Origin of the sequence: Undibacterium sp. 14-3-2 (assembly GCF_016595265.1) — a bacterium.
GTDB classification, from domain to species: domain Bacteria; phylum Pseudomonadota; class Gammaproteobacteria; order Burkholderiales; family Burkholderiaceae_D; genus Undibacterium; species Undibacterium aquatile.
Window position 1 is genome coordinate 126,472 of sequence record NZ_JAENGS010000003.1, and the last position, 13,101, is coordinate 139,572.

At 51.4% G+C, this 13,101-nt stretch carries 11 protein-coding genes; 7 read left to right on the top strand and 4 right to left on the bottom strand.

The genetic code is table 11. The features are described 5' to 3' along the window. Positions 1-302: 302 nt before the first annotated feature. The 4 genes from Undi14_RS08470 to Undi14_RS08485 all read right to left on the bottom strand — a co-directional run bounded on the left by Undi14_RS08470 (position 303) and on the right by Undi14_RS08485 (position 3,593). Positions 303-488, bottom strand: coding sequence for a hypothetical protein (locus Undi14_RS08470; protein WP_200179446.1), 186 nt, complete (start codon positions 486-488; stop codon positions 303-305). A 41-nt stretch (positions 489-529) separates the two neighbouring features. Then, the gene (locus tag Undi14_RS08475) at positions 530-1,147 is read right to left on the bottom strand and encodes a hypothetical protein (RefSeq protein ID WP_200179449.1); all 618 of its coding nucleotides are present in this window, start codon (positions 1,145-1,147) and stop codon (positions 530-532) included. A gap of 730 nt (positions 1,148-1,877) precedes the next feature. Continuing rightward, positions 1,878-2,369 (bottom strand): single-stranded DNA-binding protein, encoded by a 492-nt coding sequence (gene ssb / locus Undi14_RS08480; RefSeq protein WP_200179450.1) that lies wholly within the window; start codon positions 2,367-2,369, stop codon positions 1,878-1,880. A 39-nt stretch (positions 2,370-2,408) separates the two neighbouring features. After that, a complete protein-coding gene (locus tag Undi14_RS08485; protein ID WP_200179922.1) occupies positions 2,409-3,593 on the bottom strand; it encodes an MFS transporter in 1,185 nt (394 codons plus the stop codon). Positions 3,594-3,843: 250 nt separating this feature from the next. On the opposite strand from Undi14_RS08485, the gene uvrA reads away from it, so the two are divergent. From uvrA to Undi14_RS08520, 7 genes are all read left to right on the top strand, one after another. Beyond that, positions 3,844-6,711 (top strand): excinuclease ABC subunit UvrA, encoded by a 2,868-nt coding sequence (gene uvrA, locus Undi14_RS08490; protein ID WP_200179931.1) that lies wholly within the window; start codon positions 3,844-3,846, stop codon positions 6,709-6,711. Positions 6,712-6,718: 7 nt separating this feature from the next. Then, positions 6,719-7,294: an aminoacyl-tRNA hydrolase gene (pth, locus tag Undi14_RS08495; RefSeq protein ID WP_186884483.1), complete on the top strand. Its 576-nt coding sequence runs from the start codon at positions 6,719-6,721 to the stop codon at positions 7,292-7,294. Positions 7,295-7,310: 16 nt separating this feature from the next. After that, entirely contained in the window at positions 7,311-8,423 is a 1,113-nt protein-coding gene (locus tag Undi14_RS08500; protein WP_200179453.1) for a patatin-like phospholipase family protein, read from the top strand. 202 nt (positions 8,424-8,625) lie between these two features. Then, positions 8,626-10,020: an MATE family efflux transporter gene (locus Undi14_RS08505; RefSeq protein WP_200179455.1), complete on the top strand. Its 1,395-nt coding sequence runs from the start codon at positions 8,626-8,628 to the stop codon at positions 10,018-10,020. Between the two features lie 23 nt (positions 10,021-10,043). Continuing rightward, the gene (ychF, locus tag Undi14_RS08510; RefSeq protein WP_186884480.1) at positions 10,044-11,135 is read left to right on the top strand and encodes a redox-regulated ATPase YchF; all 1,092 of its coding nucleotides are present in this window, start codon (positions 10,044-10,046) and stop codon (positions 11,133-11,135) included. 170 nt (positions 11,136-11,305) lie between these two features. After that, a complete protein-coding gene (locus Undi14_RS08515; RefSeq protein WP_234030496.1) occupies positions 11,306-12,604 on the top strand; it encodes a tyrosine-type recombinase/integrase in 1,299 nt (432 codons plus the stop codon). 267 nt (positions 12,605-12,871) lie between these two features. Continuing rightward, complete coding sequence (locus tag Undi14_RS08520) at positions 12,872-13,090, top strand: helix-turn-helix domain-containing protein (RefSeq protein WP_370589932.1); 219 nt, start codon at positions 12,872-12,874, stop codon at positions 13,088-13,090. The last annotated feature ends 11 nt before the right edge of the window (positions 13,091-13,101 follow it).

A 13,101-nucleotide genomic window follows, 5' to 3' on the forward strand; every position in this document is an offset into this window, starting at 1 on the left:
TAGCGCAAACTCCGGCGCTACGCCCCCATTTATTTTCCCGAGAGCAACCTGCCACATAAAAAAATAATGAACACGAGTTCATTGTCAGCAGGCATGTTCTGCCCAAGAAACCTGATTCAAAGAAACACAGGAAGTTTATTCATGTCAGAACAGGCGGAATAATATGCTGATATTTTCATAAAAAAACATCAGCACACAAGATTTAACTTAAGTAAATATTTGTTAAATTTTTACAATGTATTTGTGCCAAAATTTTTATCGGATCACACCGATTTTCTAGCGTCCGTATTGCTGAAATTTCTTTACGTCAGAAGCCACTGTTGAATCAGGAATCCTGATAAGTTGGCGTTATCGTGCACAGTCCGTTCCCATGCAGCATAACGAGCCGCCTGGATCGTATTGGCCTGAATATCATGGAATTTACCAAGATATAAGATGCCTGAAAAAAGGCTGATTGCAACGCCGACAAATACCAGAAATTCCATCATGGCTTGCCCGCGTAGAAATCGACTGTGCGCCAACTGTGTCATTATTTGATATTGAAAACCTTAGGGTCTATGGACGCGCTGACTTTCACCGAAACCGGTTCAGTAATGACGACACCGAACTGATCTTTTGCAGTCAATGCCCTGACATAACCTGCCACGTATTTACCGTCGTAGCCGATAAATTTGGTCGAACCCTGAGTTTCAATCATGCACACCTGACCTGCAATTTGCGTCGTCGCACTTTCTGGCAAGCATTTCAATGGGATGCCATTGACCACCTTGGCATCGGTATAGATTGCGCTATTTTCCTCGCCACCTTTAGTCTCTGCTTGCACGGGCTGCGAGACACGCTCGCCATTTTCCTGAACATCAATGTGATAGCTGTTTCCGTTGTTCACAACACGTAATGTTTCCGTTTTTGCGATCGACGAGGCACAGCCGCTTTCCGGAGTCATATCGACCTTGATGACGTTACTGACCGTTGTATGCGAATAATTTTTTCCATCGCTGACGTATGTATCTTTATCGATAATGAAATCAGCTGGAATATCAACAAACGACTTGACTGGCAGATTTTTTATTTGCGCGAAACCGACACAGGCGTCGTAGCCATTTTTATACCAGTCGCGATACTGCGAAAGGTTCTCAGGTTTTGTCACCGTTACCACCTCGTAACCCGATCCCGCTGAGCTATTGTTATTGCTATCCGGATTGGCTGAACTGCCGGAACTATTCCCACAAGCGCTTGTGCATATCAAAAGTGTCAAAGCGATACTTTGCTTGAGAGACGGCGTTTTATTTCCTGACCACATATGGAATCCTCACCTACTAAATTTGAAATTGAGATCAACCTATTGCTGGCAACAACGATGTTCGCCAGCAGGGAATCAATAAATCCGGATACTCTTCTTTTCCATCGAGTCGCAGAGATCAATAAGAGCGATCAAATGACAGAAAAACGTGTCGCCACTGCGTACACGCTACTACCACCGGAATAGAGATCAGCGCTTATTTTTTACGATCAATTTACGCGGGATTACCCTTGAGTACGATGTCGGCGACCGATATGATTTTTTGGATACAGTCATCAATCTCCGACGATTTATCCAAAAAATGAGACGGATTAATGCGTGAAAATCATAATGCAATATAAGAAATTATTTTTTAACAATTACATTGATTTACATTTCTTTTAAAGATATAAATTTTCTTTATTTCTGAGGAAAAAATTCCATATATATCAAAGACTTATCGTTATTAAAGATATTTCTTTTTGCCAATAAAATTGCAAACATCTTATAAAGAAAAATTTGTATTTATTTTTCTCTGCAAATAAAAAAGCCTTGATAAATCAAGGCTTTTTTATTTACAAAATCCGAAAAGTAATTTCTAAAACGGAATATCGTCGTCCATGTCTGAGAAGTTCGGTGCCGGGCGAGAAGCTGGAGTCTGACGTGGCGCAGGCGCTGCGGCCTGGCGAGGCGCGGGAGCAGGTGCTCCGCCGCCGTAACCACTGTCATCCATGGCTGCGCCGCCGCCCATGCCCTGACGACCGCCCAGCATCTGCATGCTGTCCGCCTTGATGTCGGTTGCGTATTTTTCTACGCCGTCTTTGTCTGTGTATTTGCGAGTGCGTAAGCTGCCTTCGACGTAGACTTGTGAGCCTTTTTTCAGATACTGGCCAGCGATTTCAGCAAGTTTGCCGAAGAAGGTAATGCGGTGCCATTCGGTCTGTTCTTTCTTTTCGCCAGTCGCTTTATCTTTCCAGCTATCGGTTGTCGCGACGGTAATGCTGGTCATCGCGTCACCACTTGGCATGTAGCGTGTTTCAGGGTCGCGGCCAAGATTGCCGACGATGATGACTTTATTCACGGATGCCATGTAATTCTCCTGTTTTCCTGTAATTCAAATGTGTATTAATTAAGCCTGCACTGCGGGCGCTGCTTTCGTACGTTTAGCAATGTCGGGCATGTTGATCGCGATTATAAGCCACAGCACCGTCATTATTGCGCACACAATAAAGACGCTTGATCCGCTAAGATTTTGTTTGATCCACCCACCCACAGCGCCGCCACAAAACAAGCCTATCGCTTGCAAGGTGTTATACACGCCCAGTGCCGCACCTTTCGCTGCAGGCGGCGCAATACGCGAGACTAATGATGGCTGACTCGCTTCTAAAATATTGAAAGCCACAAAAAAGGCAAACAATAAACTGACCAAAGCAAAAGGCTGTTGCAGGAACTGCCAGAAACCCAGCTGCACCAACAACAGTAAGGCAATCGCACCGACAAACACCTGTTTCATCTTGCCATATTTTTCACCGATAAAAATCGCTGGCAGCATCGCAATAAACGATGCAAACATAATCGGTAAATAGATTTTCCAGTGCGATGCAACCGGCAAATCGAGAAACTGAACCAACACCGATGGTACGACGACAAACATCGCCATCTGCGACAGATGCAGCACAAACACGCCATAATTTAAGCGCATCAGTTCGCGGTTTTTCAAGACAACGGACAAGGGCACAGGCTCGTGCTGCAAGGCTGGGGCATCCGGTGTGACATACAAAACGACACCAATCGCGATCAGCGAGAGTACCCCAGTCAGCGCAAAAATGCCGCCCATACCTATGCTCTGATACAACAAGGGGGCGATCACCAGCGACAAGGCAAACGTCAGACCAATGGAGCCACCCACCATTGCCATCGCTTTGGTTCTGTGTTCGTCTCGCGTCGAGTCAGCGATTAAGGCAGTAATGGCGGCGGAAATTGCACCTGCGCCTTGAATCGCCCGTCCGATCAAAACGTCCATGACAGTGGTCGCGGATGCGGCGACAAACGCACCGACCGCAAATAAAATCAGACCGATGACGATGATACGTTTGCGACCGAATTTATCGGATGCAATGCCAAATGGAATCTGACCAAATGCCTGGCTCAGACCATAAATCCCCATCGCCAGCCCGACCAACAAAGCGTTATCGCCGTCCGGCAGCGTTTTCGCGTGTATCGCAAAGACTGGCAAAATCAGAAACAAACCGAGCATGCGCAAGGCGAAGATCGACGCTAATGATGTGGCGGAACGGATTTCATCGCGGCTCATCCCGGATGATTCACTTTGTATTGCACCAGTGCTATCGGATTTTGTTGCCATAGTCATATTAAAAACTCGCCCACGTGAGGTAATTTGCGCAAAGCAAAGACGAGCCTGCGGTAATGTTCAAAAACCCGTTATAGTAGCAGGTTGCTTGCCTCAGCCCAAATTCAGATCAAATACCATGACGACACGACCAAAAGCCGCTAAAGCACCAAAACCAGCCGAAATCGAGTTCGATGCGGACGATATTGCCCGTATGCAGAAGCGCGAGCTGATCCGCGTACGCGGCGCACGTACGCATAACCTGAAGAACATCAACATCGATTTGCCGCGCAATAAGCTGGTCGTGATTACTGGCTTATCGGGTTCAGGTAAATCGTCGCTGGCGTTTGACACGTTGTACGCTGAAGGCCAGCGTCGTTATGTGGAATCGCTGTCGGCCTACGCACGGCAGTTTTTGCAGCTGATGGAAAAACCGGATGTCGATCTGATCGAAGGCCTGTCACCTGCGATTTCGATAGAGCAGAAAGCGACTTCGCATAATCCGCGCTCGACCGTTGGTACCGTCACCGAGATTCACGACTATCTGCGACTGCTGTACGCCCGCGTCGGCACACCATATTGCCCGGATCATCCTGAAAACCCGCTGGCCGCGCAATCGGTATCGCAAATGGTCGATACCGTGCTGGCAATGCCGGAAGATACCAAGCTGATGATATTGGCGCCGGTGGTATCCAACCGTAAGGGCGAGCATGTGGATCTGTTCGAGCAAATGCAGGCACAGGGTTTCGTTCGTTTTCGTGTGCAAAGCGGCACGCATGAAGCAAAGATCTATGAAGTCGATGATTTGCCTAAGCTGAAGAAAACTGAAAAGCATACGATCGATGTTGTCGTTGATCGCGTGAAAGTCAAAGAAGAAATCAAGCAACGTCTGGCGGAGTCTTTTGAAACCTGCCTACGGATTGCGAATGGCCGCGCACTGATCGTGGATATGGATAGTAATCAGGAGCAGTTATTTTCGAATAAATTTGCTTGCCCTATCTGCGGCTATTCCTTGCAAGAGCTGGAACCACGCCTGTTTTCGTTCAACAATCCTATGGGCGCGTGTCCGGAATGTGACGGACTGGGTCATATCGAATTTTTCGATCCTAAACGCATCGTCGCTTTCCCGAATCTATCATTAGCGAGCGGCGCCGTTAAAGGTTGGGATCGCCGCAATCAGTTTTATTTCCAGATGCTGTCGAATCTGGCGGCATTCTATGAATTTGATATTGATACGCCGTTTGAGCAATTACCGGAATCAGCGCAGCAAATCATTTTGTACGGCTCCGGCAAACAAACCATACCGTTTACTTACATCAATGAAAAAGGCCGTACCGTCATCAAAGAGCACACGTTTGAAGGCGTGGTGACCAACCTGCAACGCCGCTATCGTGAAACCGACTCGATGGCGGTCAAGGAAGAGCTGGCGAAATTCATCAATGAAAAACAATGCCCATCGTGTGACGGTGCGCGTCTGCGGGTAGAGGCACGCAATGTCAAAGTTGGCACAGGCAAACAGGAAAAAGCGATTTACGATATCAGCGCCATGCCTTTGCGCGAGACTTTGCATTTCTTTGAACATCTGACCTTGCACGGTGCGAAACGCGATATTGCCGACCGTATCATCAAAGAAATCACGGCACGTCTGACTTTCCTGAATAACGTCGGCCTCGATTATCTGTCGCTCGAACGTAGCGCAGATACACTCTCTGGCGGTGAAGCTCAGCGCATCCGTCTCGCCTCACAAATAGGCTCCGGGCTGACTGGTGTGATGTATGTACTGGATGAGCCTTCCATCGGCTTGCATCAGCGCGATAACGACAGGCTGATCGATACACTCAAACATCTGCGCGACATTGGTAACAGCGTACTGGTGGTGGAACATGATGAAGATGCGATACGCTGCGCCGATTTTGTGGTCGACATGGGCATCGGTGCTGGCGTGCATGGTGGCGAAGTGATCGCGCAGGGTTCGCTGGATGACATCATGACAAACACACGTTCACTGACCGCGAAATACCTGAGCGGTGAGCTGGAAATTTCTGTACCGGCCAAGCGTCATGAAAGCCATCCGGATAAGCAATTAGTCATCGCCGGTGCGCGTGGCAATAATCTCAAAAATGAGACCATGCATTTGCCCGTCGGTTTGCTGACCTGCGTGACCGGTGTCTCTGGTTCAGGCAAATCCACGCTGGTGAACGACACGCTGTATCACGTCGCGGCGCGTCATCTGTATGGTTCGCAAACTGAACCGGCACCGTTTAATCATGTCAGCGGGTTGGAACATTTCGATAAAGTGATCTCGGTTGATCAGGCACCGATCGGACGCACACCTCGCTCTAATCCGGCGACGTACACCGGTTTATTCACACCGATACGCGATTTGTTTTCGACCGTGCCAACCGCCAAAGAACGTGGTTACAGCGCAGGCCGTTTTTCATTCAATGTCAAAGGCGGTCGCTGCGAAGCCTGTCAGGGCGACGGCGTTATCAAAGTCGAAATGCATTTCCTGCCGGATGTGTACGTGCCATGTGATGTCTGTCACGGCAAGCGCTATAACCGCGAAACGCTGGAAGTACAGTACAAAGGAAAGAACATCCATCAGGTGCTGGAAATGACCGTCGAAGATGCGCATGAATTCTTCAAACCTGTGCCCGTGATTGCGCGTAAATTACAGACCTTGCTGGATGTCGGTCTGGGTTATGTTCGCCTGGGTCAGAGCGCAACCACCTTGTCTGGCGGTGAAGCGCAACGCGTCAAACTGTCGCTGGAATTATCGAAACGTGATACCGGCCGCACGCTGTATATTCTCGATGAACCAACGACAGGTCTGCATTTCCACGATATCGCCCTTTTGCTGAAAGTGATCCACAGACTGCGCGATCAGGGCAATACACTGGTCATCATCGAACATAATCTGGACGTGATTAAAACCGCTGACTGGCTGATTGATCTGGGTCCCGAAGGTGGCGCTGGCGGTGGTCGCATCATCGCCACCGGCACGCCGGAACAAGTTGCAGCGAACCCCGACAGCGTGACCGGCAAATACCTGTTACCTCTTTTAAAGAAACGCAAGAAGTAGTCTCACCATGTCTATTCGTCTGATTGTCGGCCTCGGTAATCCGGGGCCTGAGTATGAACAAACTCGTCACAATGCTGGCTTCTGGCTGATCGATCAGCTGCGGGTCAGCTTGCAGCGGGATAAAAATTTTAACGCACTGGTCGGTAAAACCCGGATTGCAGGTGAAGAAGTCTGGCTGCTGGAACCGCAAACGTTTATGAACCGTTCTGGCCAGTCAGTCGGTGCGATCTGCCGCTTTTATAAAATCACGCCGGATCAGGTGCTGGTGGTGCATGATGAACTCGATATGCTGCCCGGTGTCGCCAAACTGAAAAAAGGCGGATCTTCGGGCGGCCATAACGGGCTCAAAGATATTACGGCAGCACTAGGCACGCAGGATTACTGGCGGCTGCGCATTGGCATCGGTCATCCGCGCACGCTGAATCTGAATCAGGGTGTCGCCGACTTCGTACTGCATCGTCCGCGTAAAGAAGAGCAGCCACTGATCGACGAGGCGATAGCAAAAAGTCTGGATGTGCTGCCCCTGATGGTCGAAGGTCAGACGGCCGAAGCGATGACCCGTCTGCATACCAGCGCAAAGTAAGCGGGACAACCTGGACATGCCTTCTTCCATACAGATTTTTGCCGGAAAAGCGGCCTTTGCGCACCTTCAGCAACATGGTCTGCAAGCGGCGGATATCGCGCTGATTCCCGCTGCTGCCGGTGGCCCCAAAGGCCTGATACTGCAAGCGCTGGATCAATGGCTGTTCGGTGAATGGCTGGCTGCGGCACCGCGTCAGCGCACGCTGATCGGCGCATCCATCGGTGCGTGGCGCATGGCGGCTGCAAGTTGTGCGAATCCTGTCGCGGCATTTCAAAGGCTGGCCGATCTGTATTGCGAACAGCAGTATCCGGAAAAGCCACCCGCCGCGCTGGTGACGCAAGAGATCACGCAATTATTGCAGCGTTTCATCAGCGGCTACGAACATGAAATCGTCAATCACCCTTTACAACATTTGCAGATACTGGCGAATCGCGGGCGTGGACTGTTGCAGTCGCCCACCACCGCAATGCAGGCGAAAGCCGGTTTTGCCAGCGCCGCATTCGCTAATCTGCTGTCACGCGATTTTCTGGCGCGGCATATAGAACGCGTGGTCATCGGCAATCATGCTGCATCAAGCAACTGGCTGGAGAAGCCATTCGATCATTTCCCTACCCATTTGTGCGACTTAAGCACCGACAATCTTGCGCCCGCATTACTGGCGTCTGGCACATTGCCGCTGGTGATGGAACCAGTCAGGCAGATTCCCGGCGCACCGGCTGGCACCTACTGGGATGGCGGCATGATCGATTACCATTTGGCTCTGCCTTACGAGCGCATACTAAGCAATGCAGACAAGGGTGATGCCGGGCTGGTGTTGTATCCGCATTTTACTGACCGCATCATCCCCGGCTGGCTCGATAAAGCGCTGCCGTGGCGACGTGCAGGCCAAGGCCGCCATCGCAGTTGGGTCGATAATGTGATCATGATTTCGCCTTCGGCTGAATTTGTACGCCAGCTGCCGCGCGGCAAACTGCCGGATCGTCAGGATTTCTTTCATTACGGGCTGAATCATGCGCTGCGGGTTCAGCAATGGAAAATCGCCATCTCAGACAGCGCCCGTATGCGCGATGATCTCGCTGCTTTCATCGCGCAACCGGACATGTCACAAGTTCGTCTCCTGAATCACTGAACTGACATCGCTGAACTGAATTTAAAATATATAGTCCCAATCAATATGCGCCTTACAAGAGATAAATGCTCTGTACGGCGCATATTTACTTGGTGATGGAATAAAAATTATCCCAATCATCCCAATTTTGGTGCAGTTTTTTTGAGTCTGTCACAGTGATCGGTTAAGATGCTGATCCTTTCAAGAAAGACAGAAGTTCAGCATGAAAACCCGCATCCGTACCGAAGCCGCCGCTCTCTGGCAAATTGCCTGGCCTGTTTTAATCGGCCAGCTTGCCACAGTAGGCATGGGTGTCGCCGACGTTGCGATGACCGGGCATTTCAATGCCGAAGAGCTAGCTGCGGTCTCGCTCGGCACTTCACTCTGGACCATCGTGCTGGTCACCGTGATGGGCATCATGATGGCGGTCAATGCCGTGGTTTCGCATGAAGTCGGCGCTGAACAATACGAGCGCGTCCCGCATATCGTTAGACAATCGCTGTGGTTGGGTCTTGGCGTCGGTTTAATCGCCTGCCTGTTACTGAATGCCTCCACATTAGTATTTTCATATCTGCAACTGCAGCCGGAAGTGCAGGTTAAAGCGAGCCGCTTTGTGCATATCATCAGCATAGGCATGCCTGCTTTTGCGATGTACCGCGCCTTGTATGGCTACACCACCAGCCTGAATCAGACCAAGCCTGTGATGGTGATGGCGCTCGGCGGACTGCTGTTTAATGTCGTCATGAACTGGCTGCTGATCTACGGCCATTTCGGCCTGCCGCGACTCGGCGCCAGCGGCTGCGCGGTCGCGACCGGCGTCGGTATCTGGCTGATGTTTGGAGCGATGATCTGGTGGATGCGACGCGCTCCGGCGTATCGTGCGACCAATCCGTTTTCGCATGTCGAGCCGCCACACTGGGCTGAAATTCGCTCCACGCTTAAGCTGGGTCTGCCTATTGGTGTCACGTATTTTGCCGAAGTATCGGCATTTGCCTCGGTCGGTTTGCTGATCGCCCGTTTCGGTGTGATTGAAGTCGCGGCGAATCAGATTGCGCTGAATTTTTCTTCGCTGGTGTTTATGGTGCCGATGAGTTTAGGCATCGCCATGACAACCCGTGTCGGTCAGGCACTCGGCGAAGGCGATGAGCTGCGCGCGCGCTTTGTATCCTGGGTCGGGGTCGGCCTCTCGCTTGCCTTTTCATTTGTCTCTGCAACCGGCATTACCGTGTTCCGCGACAGTATCGCGGCAGCATATACATCAGACCCGGCAGTGCAAAAACTGGCAGCGGATTTGCTGTTGTTCGCCGCTATTTTCCAGTTATCCGATGCGGCGCAGGTTACGGCTTCCTGCGCGATCCGTGGCTACAAAATCACCCGCACCCCGATGCTGATTCATCTGATGGCGTTTTATGGCTTTGCCCTGCCGATAGGCTGCCTGCTGGGTCTGGCACCGGAATGGATGCCGTGGCGGCCATCGTCACCAATGGCATCGCAAGGATTCTGGATCGGTCTGATCCTCGGATTAACTATTGCCGGTGGCCTGTTACTCGCTTATTTGCAGCGTATCAGCAGTATCCGGGTCAGAATGGCGGTCAAATCCGGTAAAATAGCGGGTTAATTCAATCTGATCGGCAAAACACTATGAGTCTCCAATGCGGCATCGTCGGCCTGCCTAACGTCGGCAAATCCACCTTATTCAATGCACTGACTAAAGCGGGCATCCCGGCAGAAAACTATCCTTTCTGCACCATTGAGCCTAACGTCGGCGTAGTGGAAGTGCCCGATCCACGCCTGAAACAATTGTCGGAAATCGTCAAACCTGAACGCATACAAAATGCGATTGTGGAATTTGTCGATATCGCCGGTCTGGTCGCTGGCGCATCCAAAGGCGAAGGTCTGGGCAACCAGTTTCTCGCGCACATCCGTGAAACAGATGCAATCGTCAACGTCGTACGCTGCTTTGAAGATGACAATGTGATTCACGTTGCCGGTAAAGTCAGCCCGCTGGATGACATCGAAGTGATACAAACCGAACTCGCGCTGGCCGATATGGGCAGCGTGGAAAAAGCAATCCACCGCGAAAACAAAAAAGCCCGTTCCGGCGACAAAGATGCGGCCAAGCTGGTCGCTTTGCTGGAACGTATCATGCCAGCGCTGAACGAAGCCAAACCAGTACGCGCACTGGGTCTGGATGCCGACGAAATGGCATTGATCAAACCACTGTGCCTGATCACCGCCAAGCCAGCAATGTATGTCGCCAACGTCTCCGACGACGGCTTCACGAATAACCCATTGCTGGATCAACTGACCGCCTTCGCCGCATCCCAGAATGCACCTATCGTGGCCATCTGCGCTGCGATCGAATCTGAAATTGCCGATCTGGATGACGCCGACAAAGCCGATTTCCTGGCCGATATGGGCATGGAAGAACCCGGCCTCGATCGCCTGATCCGCGCAGCCTACAAATTACTCGGTCTGCAAACTTATTTCACCGCAGGTGTCAAAGAAGTACGCGCATGGACTATCCACATTGGCGATACCGCACCGCAAGCAGCAGGTGTGATTCACACCGACTTTGAACGCGGCTTCATCCGCGCCCAGACCATCGCATTTGATGACTACATCGCCCACAAAGGCGAAGCGGGCGCTAAAGAAGCCGGCAAGATGCGCGCTGAAGGTAAGGAATACGTTGTGAAAGATGGCGACGTACTGAACTTCCTGTTTAACGTCTAAGTAGCAGTAGCTGTTTTCTTGTGTTCGCCGACGTTCGCTCGCTCGGCTAACTCATTGAAAACAATAGGTGGATTGTCCGTAGATGTACTAGTGTGTACGTGGGCAATCTTCTTATATAGGGGCATGGAATGGGGCATGCATGGTGTATGCCCCTCCACCAAGGAGAGTATATGCCCCTGCAATGCCCTGAAACCCGCATGTATGCTGGCGATAGCGTCAAAAATCATGCCCCAGAATCCTCCAAAAAACCTGCCCCGAAACGCGGGATTTCCGATTTCGCCCTGCGCAGCTTGAAGGCCACCGACCGGCCTCACAGGTTCACCATTGGTAACGGGCTGTATCTTGAAGTGATGCCCAGCGGCTCGAAGCTCTGGCGGTTCAAATATAAGTTGTTTGACAAGGAAAACCGCTTCGCGTTGGGCAGCTATCCTGAAACCTCGCTCAAGGTTGCAAGGGAGAAAGCGGAGGCCGCCCGCAAACAAGTCAAGCAAGGTTTGCACCCGGCGCGGGAGCAGCAACTTGTTCGGTTAAAGTCCGCCCACGAACAGACCAACACCTTCGAGGCCATTGCCAAAGAATGGATCGCCCGGAAAGACTGGGAAGACATTACCAAGAAACGCAGGCTGGACATGCTTCAGCGCGTCGTATTCCCAACCATCGGCAAAATGCCGTTGAAGGCAATCACGCCGCCCATAGTGTTGTCAATTCTCCAAAAAGCTGCTGAGAAAAATGGGCCGACTGTCATGGCAGAGGCCAAACGCACCATGTTCGGTATCTTTGAATTGGCGACCGAAACCTTCCGTGTCGATGTCAACCCCGTGCATCGGTGGCGCGAAGCATTGCCGAAAAACAAGACCCAGCACAAAACGCCCTTGGAAGTCGGGGATATCGGGAAACTGTTGCGCGATGTCGAGGGGCATGGCGGCAACCACCAAACGCAGTCCGCCTTTATGTTGATGTGGCTGACGCTCGCCCGCCCGTCTGAAGTGGTTGAGGCCGAATGGGCTGAGTTCGACCTTGACGCCGCCATTTGGCGCATTCCGGCAGCGCGCATGAAGAAGCGTAAGGAACACCATATTCCCTTACCTCGTCAGGCGGTGAAGTGGCTGCGCGGAATGGCAACGCTCACAGGCGACAGGAAGCACCTATTTCCGCATCGTGACGATAGAGCTAGGCCGATGGTAACTGCCTCGTTCCGGCAAATGTTGAAGGTCTTGGGCTGGTCAGGCAAGTTCAGCCCTCACGCGACGAGGACGACGGGAAGCACGCGCCTCAATGAGCTGGAATATTCGTCGGACTGGATCGAGCGCCAGTTAGCACATATGGACACCAACGGCGTGCGGCGTGCATATAATCACGCGGACTATTTCATGCACCGTGCCACGATGATGCAGGCATGGGCGGATCTACTTGATCAGTGGAAGCAAGCGGAAGCAAATGTGCCGCCAAAGCAAACTGCTTCAGCTTGATATCAATCGTCTATAGGTGAGATGACGTGTCGCAGAATCAGGAATTTTGCGACACGGCCAATTTAAGTTTGTTCAGGACTGTGAATCGCTATTTCGCTATACGTGTCTAGCAGTCATCTTCCAATTGCGACTGATGCTACGTTACTCACGAATTGATCGATTAAGAAGCCAAGCGAAAGTTGGCGCTACAACATCGAGCACTCGCTTACCGCACGTCAAGGTGATAAACTACGACCTTTGCCACTTAAGTCGACTTAGTACGACTCGATCCCGTTATGTTGGAGTGCAGCCATGACTTCTGAGCCTTGGGTGTCCGTCGAACAGATTGCAGAGCATCTGGGTGTGACGCGAGATTCAATCTATCGCTGGATTGACCGTAAAGGCCTACCTGCACACCGCGTTGGACGGTTGTGGAAGTTCCAGGTTTCTGAGGTGGATGACTGGGTGCGCGTGGGTGGCGCCGACGAAGAAAAAGAGCATGAGTAACAGGGAGTGCA

Excerpts from the sequence above, each read along its gene's own strand:
- Undi14_RS08470 (WP_200179446.1), bottom strand. The coding sequence starts at position 488 with ATGATGGAATTTCTGGTATTTGTCGGCGTTGCAATCAGCCTTTTTTCA.
- ssb (WP_200179450.1), bottom strand. The coding sequence starts at position 2,369 with ATGGCATCCGTGAATAAAGTCATCATCGTCGGCAATCTTGGCCGCGAC.
- Undi14_RS08485 (WP_200179922.1), bottom strand. The coding sequence starts at position 3,593 with ATGAGCCGCGATGAAATCCGTTCCGCCACATCATTAGCGTCGATCTTC.
- uvrA (WP_200179931.1), top strand. The coding sequence starts at position 3,844 with ATGCAGAAGCGCGAGCTGATCCGCGTACGCGGCGCACGTACGCATAAC.
- pth (WP_186884483.1), top strand. The coding sequence starts at position 6,719 with ATGTCTATTCGTCTGATTGTCGGCCTCGGTAATCCGGGGCCTGAGTAT.
- Undi14_RS08500 (WP_200179453.1), top strand. The coding sequence starts at position 7,311 with ATGCCTTCTTCCATACAGATTTTTGCCGGAAAAGCGGCCTTTGCGCAC.
- Undi14_RS08505 (WP_200179455.1), top strand. The coding sequence starts at position 8,626 with ATGAAAACCCGCATCCGTACCGAAGCCGCCGCTCTCTGGCAAATTGCC.
- ychF (WP_186884480.1), top strand. The coding sequence starts at position 10,044 with ATGAGTCTCCAATGCGGCATCGTCGGCCTGCCTAACGTCGGCAAATCC.
- Undi14_RS08515 (WP_234030496.1), top strand. The coding sequence starts at position 11,306 with ATGCCCCTGCAATGCCCTGAAACCCGCATGTATGCTGGCGATAGCGTC.